The organism is Microvirga brassicacearum, from assembly GCF_008757455.1.
GTDB classification, from domain to species: Bacteria; Pseudomonadota; Alphaproteobacteria; order Rhizobiales; family Beijerinckiaceae; genus Microvirga; species Microvirga brassicacearum.
This window is the reverse complement of the sequence record NZ_VCMV01000030.1, coordinates 1-8,525: the sequence shown is the minus strand read 5'-3', so window position 1 is coordinate 8,525 and position 8,525 is coordinate 1. Positions and strand designations below refer to the sequence as shown.

Genomic DNA, 8,525 nt, shown 5'->3' with positions numbered 1-8,525 from the left:
TCCGGGTGAGGGGATGCGCGCTTTCCGGAAAGGTCTCACCCCCTCACCCTCGCTTTGCTCGACCTCTCTCCACAGGGGAGAGGTGATTCCGTCGGGCGTTTGGATTTCCGCTCATGTGCGTCGGGCGTTTGGATTCCCCATCATGTGCCGACCGGCCTCCTGGTGCGGCGAGGTCGTGCCGGCATCGCCGCTTCTTAACCTCTCCCTCGAGGGAGAGGTCGGACCGCAGGTCCGGGTGAGGGGATGCGCGCTTTCCGGAAAAGGTCTCACCCCCTCACCGTCGCTTCGCTCGACCTCTCCCCACCGGGGAGAGGTGATTCCCTCGCCCTCAAGGCGTCGCGATGATCTCGATGTCCCGGTCGAGGCCGCTTTCGACCTTGAATTCCCGCGTCCGGACCTTGCCCTCGTGCCGCGCGATCAGCACGTAATCGCCCTCGGCCAACGTCACCGACGGAAAGGCGCCGATCGCCTCGCGGATCACGTCGCCGCCGGGGGTCAGCACGCTGAATGCAGTGCCCGCGAAGGCTTCGCCACCGGCTGCTCCTACGAGCTTCAGCGTCACCGTCGCGGCGCGGTGGTTGAGGGTTGCCTCGGTTACCTTGCCGGATTCGACCTTCAGGTCGGCGCGCATGATGGCGTTGGCGTCGCCATAGGTGGAAACCACGTGATAGGTCCCCTCGGGCAGGCGGATGAGGTCGTTCGCCTTGCCGTTGGCGAGCACGAGCCGCCCTTCGGAATTCTGCGCGATGGGCACATAGACCGCGAAGGACAGGCGCTGATTGGGGATCGGGCTGTCGCCGACCGCACCCTTGAGGCGCAAGGCGCCGGCGCTGATCGTCAGGCGTTCCGACAGGTTGCCCGATTGCACGCTGATGCGCTTCGAGGCGCCGGCGAAACCATACGCCACATGGATGATGTAGTTGCCGGGCGCCAGGGTGAAATTGGGCGTCGGGCTTGTCGAGCGCGTAACGATGGTGGGCGACACCGTGTCGCCGCGATCCTCATAGACGCGCCAGATAAGGCCGGATCGGATCGGCTGGTTGTTCTCGGCGAATGCCGCGTTGGCGCTCAGCAGCACCTTTCCGATTGCGATCGGAGGTGAGTTCTGCATGAGCGAAGGAACCGCGGGCGCCTGAGCGGACGCCGCGGTCGCGGAAAGCAGGAAAGCGGTCAGGACGGCTGAAAAGGATTTCACACAATCGGTCTTGTCTTGAGGCCTCAACGGACCTGCGGAATCTCGGCGGTCTTGATCGGCTCGCTCTCGCTGGTCACGAGTTCGGATGCCGCCGCCACCAGGTTATCGAAGGAAATCGGGCGGAATTCAAATTCGACGCGGTGCTTGCCGGCCGGAACCTCGACACCCCGGAACAGCAGATTGGCGCGCAGCAGCGGTTGCCGCTTCCCGTCCACCGTCACTTCCCAGCCCGGATAATAGACGTCGTGCAGCACGAGCACGCCGGCCGAGGCGCTATCGACCTCGATCGACACGGAGTTGCGCTGGTAATCGACGATGCGCGCCTCGCCGGCAACGGCCGATGGCACGGGGGAGGGTGTTGTCGGCGCGGCGGAATACCGTGTCTGGAGCAGGTTGATGCTACGCTGGTCGATGAGAACCTCGGTTTCGCGGTTGAACTCGGGCAGTTCTTCCTGATCCAGCACGGCCTCCGAATCGACCGGCGTCACGTGGTGCGCCAGGTAGGTCCGCGGGCTCGAGATGTTCAGGCGGTACACCCACATCTTGCCGGTGCCGTAGACGACCTCGGCGCCTTTGAGGCGGGGGAAATGGCGCGGCATGCGTTCGATCGGCCGGTCGAGGACGAGGTATTCAAGGCCGAGCAGGCCGGCGAGAGGGCATTTGTAGCCGCGAAAGGTCGCCGGGAAGGTGCGCAGGTTCGGGTCCTCCGCGTTTTCACCGGGGCCGACCGCGCGCTCGTAATCCGCCAGGCGAAGCGGGTTGTAGCCGATGATATCCTCGATCTGGAGCACCATCGAGGCGTTCTGCCACGGCCCGCCGAGACCGAGGATTTCCACCCGCGGATGGTCGCCCGCAGCATTCCGCTCGGCAAGTTCGCGCTTGAGGATCTGGAGCCCCTGCAATTGCTCGGGCGGAAGCTGCCGGAAGACCGCGTAACGCTCGGCGGGTTCGGCATTGAGCGCGGAGGCCGCATGACGCGCGATCAGCTCGCCGCCGGTGAGCGCGATGACCGCGAGGGCGGCCGCTTGGCGCAGGCGCGGCGTGGCGCTGGCGCGGGTGAGGAGCAGCATGATCGCCGTGGCGGCCAAAAGCGCGATGCCGATCTCCCGCAGGGAGGCGGCGCTCTGGCCCGCCCGCAGCGCGAACACCATGGCGCTGGCGATGGCGGCGATCACGAGGCCGACGGCCAGCATCGGCAGGAAAACGCGAAACTTGCCCATCGCGGCGGCATTCCAGCGCGGCAGCCCATCGCGCACGTAGCGGTGGACCAGATAGCCGACGGCGAACGCGAGGATGATGTTGATGAGGAAGGTCGCGTCGGCCGGCCGGCGATAGAGATCGACGCCGGGCAGATGGTCGAAAATCACCTCGAAGCCGGGTGTGTAGCGGCCGAGGGCGTAAAGGATGGCGAGGACGCCGACGACCAGGAAGAAGCGGAATTCGCGCGCCAGAAGCCGGCCCCCGGCGATTCCGTGCCAGAACAGGAACAGGGCCGGGATGGTGCCGACAAAGAGGTAATTCGTCGCGCGGTCGGTCCAGGTTCCCTCCGACAGGGAATGCCAGTCCGGCCCCCAGTAATCGTAGGTCCAGCGCAGGGAGCCGAACACGTTGCCGAACAGGATCGTCGCAAGGCTCTCGGGCGGCAGGGAGCCCATGGCGGCGACGCCGTAGCCGAAGGAAGGCCGCGTCGAGGTCGCCAGAAATTGCATGGTGAGCACCACCGGGATCGCCAGCAGCGCCCCGCCGATGAAACCCATGAAGACGAGAAGGCCGCCGCGCGAGCGCAGGTAGGCCAGCGGCTGCGGCGCGGTCCAGATGCGATGGCCTGCCACCGCGACCAGCGTCAGCGCACAGAGAAACGCCACCTGATCCCGCCCGATCACCATCATGGCGGCGATCACCGCGAACAGCGCGCCGATGCGGTAGGAGCGACGGTCGAGCGCTTCTTCCAGGAGCAGGAGCGCTAGCGGAAAATAGCCGTAGCTGAGGATGATGCCGGTATGCTGCAGGCGCGCGGTCGCCGAGCCGCCGAGGATGAAGATGATCGCCGCCACCACCGCGCCCGCCGGATGCCAGCCGCGGCGCCGGAACAGGAACACGAAGGCCAGGGCGCCGGGCAGGAAATGGGCGAACACCACCGCGTCGAAAAGCTTCATCGACGGTTCCGGCACGAGCCAGCCGAAGAGCAGCATGGTGGGGGTGAAGAGGAGCGATTGCGGATCGGCCGAGGACGGATGCCCGCCGAAATGGTAGGGGTTCCATAGCGGCAATTCACCATGGGCTAGCGCCGCGCCCAGGTAGCGCAGGGTCGGATAGAACTGGTTCTTGGAATCCCACGGCACCACCGAGCCGGTCAGCGGCCAGATTAGAGCGGCCGCGCTCCAGAGGGCGAGGATCATCGCGAGCGCGATCCAGGTCTGGCGGGTCGACCAGATGCCGGACGAGACAATCCCGCCCGATGCAGGGGAAAGTGTACGCATTGATTGTTCAGACGCAGCTTCTGGCCGGATCAGGTCGAGGGTGCCGGAGATTGCGCGATGCTGCCGCTGCGGCAGACGCTGTTTGCCCGATGCCCGAAACCTGCTTGGCGTGTCGCCACACTCCCCCTATACATCCGTTGCTGTTGTGACCGGCAACGGTTCCCCCACGGGACGCCTACGCTTCTGAACCGCATCAAGACGGCGAGACCAAGGCAATCGCTTGCCGCGCTCTCCTGGCGTTTAGCGTCCAGATTCACTGTTTCACATAATCGCCAATGGATGAAGCTCCCATGAAGGATAGTCTTTCAACCCTGCAGCAGCGTCGCTCAGTGGCGGCGCGATGGCTCGGCGAGCCGGGGCCGTCCGCGCAGGAGATCGAGACGCTTCTGACCGTGGCGGCCCGGGTGCCCGATCACGGACGGCTGGTGCCGTGGCGCTTCATCCTCATTCTGGGCGAAGCCCGGCACAGGGTCGGGGAGACCCTGGCGACCGCGTTTGAGGCCGACAATCCGGCGGCCGAGCCCGACAGGATCGCGACCGAGCGCGGCCGCTTTGCCCAGGCGCCGCTGGTGGTGGCGGTGGTGTCGAGCGTGAAGCCGAGCGCGAAAATTCCCGAATGGGAGCAGGTGCTGTCGGCAGGCGCCGTCTGCATGAACCTGCTGAACGCCGCCACCGCGATGGGTTACGGCGCCGTCTGGCTCTCCGGCTGGTCCGCCTTCGACCGGCGCGTGCTCGATGCGCTCGGCCTCGAACCGCAGGAACGGATCGCCGGCTACATTCACATCGGCACAAGCGTGGAAACTCCCACCGAACGGCCTCGGCCCACGCTCGCCGACATCGTGACCGAGCTGTAGAGTCGCAGGCCATGTTCTATGAGACCGCCACCAATGCTCACGGCCTGCCGCACGATCCCTTCAAGGCTATCGTGACGCCGCGGCCGATCGGCTGGATCACCGCCATGAGCGCCGAGGGCGAGATCAACCTGTCGCCCTATTCGTTCTTCAATGCGATCTCGGAGAAGCCACCGATGGTGGCGTTCTCATCGAGCGGCAGGAAGGATGCGCTGACCTTCATCGAGGAGACGAAGGAATTCGTCTGCAACCTCGCGACGTACGACCTGCGCGACAAGATGAACCTGACCTCGGCGGTGCTGCCGCGCGGCGAGAGCGAGATGGTTCATGCGGGCCTCGCGGCGGCACCCTCCCGCCTCGTCAAGCCGCCGCGCGTCGCGGAGGCGCTGGCGGCGCTCGAATGCAAATGGCTGCAGACGATCCCGCTCGTGCCGCTGGAGGGCGGTGACGCGAGCTATTACCTGGTGATCGGGCAGGTGGTGGGAATTCATATCGACGACCGCTTCATCGTCGACGGCCTCGTCGACACCGCCGCCATGAAACCTATCGCAAGAGCCGGATATCGGGACTATTTCGTCTCGACGGCGGAGACGAAGTTTTCGATTCGAAGACCGGGAGCATGACATCATGATCGGATCGCTTCTCCTCGCCTCGGGTTTCGCCGGTTTTGTCTACGGCATCGCGCCCGGTCCGGCCGTGCTGGCACTGTTCGGCATCTCGGCCAATCAAGGCCGCGGTGCCGGCGCCGCCTTCGTCACCGGGCATCTCGTCGGCGATGCGGTCTGGTCCTCCCTTGCGCTCGTCGCGATCATCGGCGCGCAGACAGTCGGCTCCACGGTGTTCGACGTCCTGGGATTGCTGTGCGGCATCTACCTGTTCTGGCTCGGCTGGAATGCGATCCGCGCCACCGCATCGGGAGCGCAGGCGGGCGCACCCACCGCCCGACGGCCGCTCCTGCGCGGCCTGATCTTTGGCGTGACGAATCCGAAAGGCTATCCCGTCGCCGTCGCGACGTTTACGGCGCTGCTCGCGGGATATGCCAGCGGCCTGAACTGGTCGATCCTGCCCGCCCTCGTGGTGGCGGCCTGCGCGGGCTCGTTTGCCGCCTACGCGATCCTTGTCGCGGTAACGGGCACGGGCACGGTGCGCCGTCTCTACCGCAAGCATGAGACGCTCATCGTGCGGGCGTCCGGGCTGATGTTCATCGGCTTTGCCCTGCACGCCTTCTATCAATCGGTCCCGGGCCTGTTTTCGCGCCGCGCGTGAGGCGGGGTTTTCGATGAAACGTCTGGGGGCCTGATCCCGCCGCCACCAGCCCATCATGCCCGGGCTTGACCCGGGCACCCACGTCTATATTCGCCGCGCCGTTGAAAGGCGTGGGTCCCCGGGACAAGCCCGGGGATGACGGTGGGTGGGATGGTCGTCGCAGTTCGGTAAGTTTAAACGCCACCCCAAACTCCTCGCCCGTCATGGCCGGACTTGATCCGGCCACCCACGTCGTTCCGGCTCGGCATGCGTCAAGGCAGGCGCCGCGCGCTCATGTTCGGGAGGCAGCATCATCGCGCCGGGCTGCTGACGCCATCCCGGTCCCGCCGCTCTCTCTCGCCGCTGGAAGATGGCAGCGATCGCGACGAGCACCCGTGTCGTTCCGGCGATCAGCCCCAGCGCCGTCACTGTGAGGCCGACGATCCACAGAGCCTGCACACCTTCCGGCCATGTATGGAATTTCGAGAGCCAATCGGCCCACACGCTATAAGGCTGCTCCAATCCGCCCTCCCCAAAACGAAACGACCACCAGCGCCGCTGGTGGTCGGGGAGTTAGAAAGCCGCACGAAGACGGTCGCGCTGCCCTTTGGGCTTTCGCGTTGGACATACGACAGCACCTCCCCGACCGTAAGGTGAGAAGGCATCGATTTGCGGCCGATGCAGGCCGCTTCGTGCGAGGTTTCTACGCCCCGGAGCCGAATGGGGCGGCTCTACGGTGGGGAAGCATAGGGAGGGGTGAGGCGGTAGTGGGGGCGATGGCAACCGAGAATCTAGCTCACATCTTTTGGTTGCATAATCGTAATAGAATATGAATATATTACTTTGAGCGGCACTTCATAGTTCGGGCGGTCTCTGCATTCGATGAGGAGAATTCGTGACAAACTCGATCTACCCCGGCAGCGACCATGAGTTCGGCGGCGTTTCTACGGACCTCAAGTTGTCGGTTGTTGAGGGTTACCTTCATGGCTTTACAACGGCACTTCGCAAACATTTCCGGGAACTCTGGTACATAGACGCATTCGCAGGCACGGGCGAACGAACAGTGCGCTATGCCGCGCAAGAGGCCAATTTGCTTGTTCCAGCAACGGAAGAAAAAGTCGAGCGACGCCGCGGTTCGGCACGCATTGCGATCGACGTGAACCCTCAGTTCGACCGCTTAATTTTCATGGATGAGAGCCCCAAACATTCCAAGGCCCTCAGTGCTCTGAAGGGGAACCACCCCACGAGAAAAATAGATGTGTTGGAGGGAGACGCAAACGTCGCGATTCGTGAACTAATCCGGGGCCAATCATGGAGTGGCACAAGAGCCGTAATGTTTTTGGATCCTTACGGCATGTCGGTCAACTGGGATACCTTAGAGGCTATTCAGTCCACCGGAGCGATTGACGTCTGGTACCTTGTGTCGCTCTCTGGCCTTTTCCGACAAGCAGCAAGAAACGGTCGGGCGCTCGATAAAAGTAAGCGCGCTGCGTTAACGAGAATGCTCGGCACTGAGGAGTGGGAGGAGGCCTGGTACAAGCGAGATGCGAAACTAGATCTATTCGGTACGCTTGATGATCAGCAGTCGCGCATCGCAGATGTTGAGGCCATGGATGAATTCGTTGGGAAACGACTAAAGAGCCTCTTTCCGAAAGTTTTGAAACCAATGCGGCTTAAGGACAGCCGAGGGATACCTCAGTTTGCTCTCTATTTTGCGATCTCAAATCGTGAGCCGAGTGCCATTGCTCTGGCAACGAAGATCGCGGGTCACATCCTCAATTCAGGCAGATGATCCCATGTCGAGCCACGATAGGACCGACCACTTGCTTTTTTGTTTCTGCCGCCCCATTGCTTGAAAAAGAACGCTGCCTTAGCGGCATTGCAGAGATCGTAAATTTCATCAACCCAAACCTCCTCTAGAGGTCGCGCCTGTGGGCCGGACTCTCCGCCAACAATTGCCCAATCAATATTGGTTAGATCGGCATTCCCAACCGACCCTAACAACGGCTCAAACGACACAAATCGTATCGCTGCTCTGGTGGCTCTCAGATGTTCTAATCTAGGTAGAACTTCGGAAGTTTCCACGCTGGTCCCGACCCAAACGTTCGGAAGGATTTTGAATGACCGACCGTCCAATACTTCCTTCATGCGCTCGGGACGTTTTGTCAAAATTTGATATGTGTGGCGCGGTGTTGCCTCCATAACGCGCCAAACTTGCTCGATGAAGCCAAGAGGAACATCCGCGTGAAACAAGTCGGACATCGAATTGACGAATATTTTTCGCGGCTTCCGCCATTTCTCCGGAATAAGGAGCGCACTTTCGTCGAGCCTAATTTTTCCCGTCCAAACATAGCGATGGCCGCTCTTTCGGGTAAGGCCACGATATTTATTCACGCCCATTGCTTCGAGACGCGCCGCCATTCTCATAGCGTAACAGTTGGAGCACCCGGCGGTGACGATTGAACATCCCGCAACCGGATTCCAAGTTGCATCTGTCCACTCTATTGAGGTTTCTGCCATTTTCCCCATCCGTTTGGTATCAATATTTCACAATGAAGGTTAACGAACTCGAAACGCACTAGCACCCACCGGCGATGACCTGTCGTGGAGTAAGCGCGAGCGGTGGTGTCGCTTCGATGCGGTAAAACAGGGTGCTCTGTCCCACTAAGGGTCTAAGCGCGCCCCACCCGCCCCAGCAATCGCTCCGCCCGCAACAAATGCGGCCGATCCAGCATCTCCCCCTCCACCCCCACA

General features: G+C 62.7%; 8 protein-coding genes. 4 read left to right on the top strand and 4 right to left on the bottom strand.

Features of this window, described 5'->3' with window-relative positions:
* Window positions 1–328: 328 nt before the first annotated feature.
* A complete protein-coding gene (locus FEZ63_RS17505) occupies window positions 329–1,195 on the bottom strand; it encodes a hypothetical protein (protein WP_150946859.1) in 867 nt (288 codons plus the stop codon).
* A 23-nt stretch (window positions 1,196–1,218) separates the two neighbouring features.
* Window positions 1,219–3,675 (bottom strand): YfhO family protein, encoded by a 2,457-nt coding sequence (locus FEZ63_RS17500; RefSeq protein WP_150946857.1) that lies wholly within the window; start codon window positions 3,673–3,675, stop codon window positions 1,219–1,221.
* Window positions 3,676–3,965: 290 nt separating this feature from the next.
* Between FEZ63_RS17500 and FEZ63_RS17495 the strand changes: the two genes are divergently transcribed.
* From FEZ63_RS17495 to FEZ63_RS17485, 3 genes are read left to right on the top strand one after another with little or no spacing between them, the layout of a single operon-like run.
* Window positions 3,966–4,529: a nitroreductase family protein gene (locus FEZ63_RS17495; protein WP_150946855.1), complete on the top strand. Its 564-nt coding sequence runs from the start codon at window positions 3,966–3,968 to the stop codon at window positions 4,527–4,529.
* A gap of 11 nt (window positions 4,530–4,540) precedes the next feature.
* Window positions 4,541–5,149, top strand: coding sequence for a flavin reductase family protein (locus FEZ63_RS17490; protein WP_150946853.1), 609 nt, complete (start codon window positions 4,541–4,543; stop codon window positions 5,147–5,149).
* 4 nt (window positions 5,150–5,153) lie between these two features.
* Complete coding sequence (locus FEZ63_RS17485; protein WP_150946851.1) at window positions 5,154–5,792, top strand: LysE family translocator; 639 nt, start codon at window positions 5,154–5,156, stop codon at window positions 5,790–5,792.
* 201 nt (window positions 5,793–5,993) lie between these two features.
* Here FEZ63_RS17485 and FEZ63_RS17480 read toward each other — a convergent pair whose 3' ends face one another.
* Entirely contained in the window at window positions 5,994–6,293 is a 300-nt protein-coding gene (locus FEZ63_RS17480; RefSeq protein WP_150946849.1) for a hypothetical protein, read from the bottom strand.
* A gap of 373 nt (window positions 6,294–6,666) precedes the next feature.
* On the opposite strand from FEZ63_RS17480, the gene tcmP reads away from it, so the two are divergent.
* Window positions 6,667–7,563, top strand: a complete 897-nt coding sequence (gene tcmP, locus FEZ63_RS17475; protein ID WP_244622861.1) for a three-Cys-motif partner protein TcmP — start codon at window positions 6,667–6,669, stop codon at window positions 7,561–7,563.
* On the opposite strand, the gene FEZ63_RS17470 is transcribed toward tcmP, so the two are convergent.
* Window positions 7,539–8,291 carry a DUF5131 family protein gene (locus tag FEZ63_RS17470; RefSeq protein ID WP_150946847.1) on the bottom strand — a complete coding sequence of 251 codons (753 nt, stop codon included), beginning with the start codon at window positions 8,289–8,291 and terminating at the stop codon, window positions 7,539–7,541. The two genes, tcmP and FEZ63_RS17470, sit on opposite strands and share 25 nt — an antisense overlap.
* Between the last annotated feature and the right edge of the window lie 234 nt (window positions 8,292–8,525).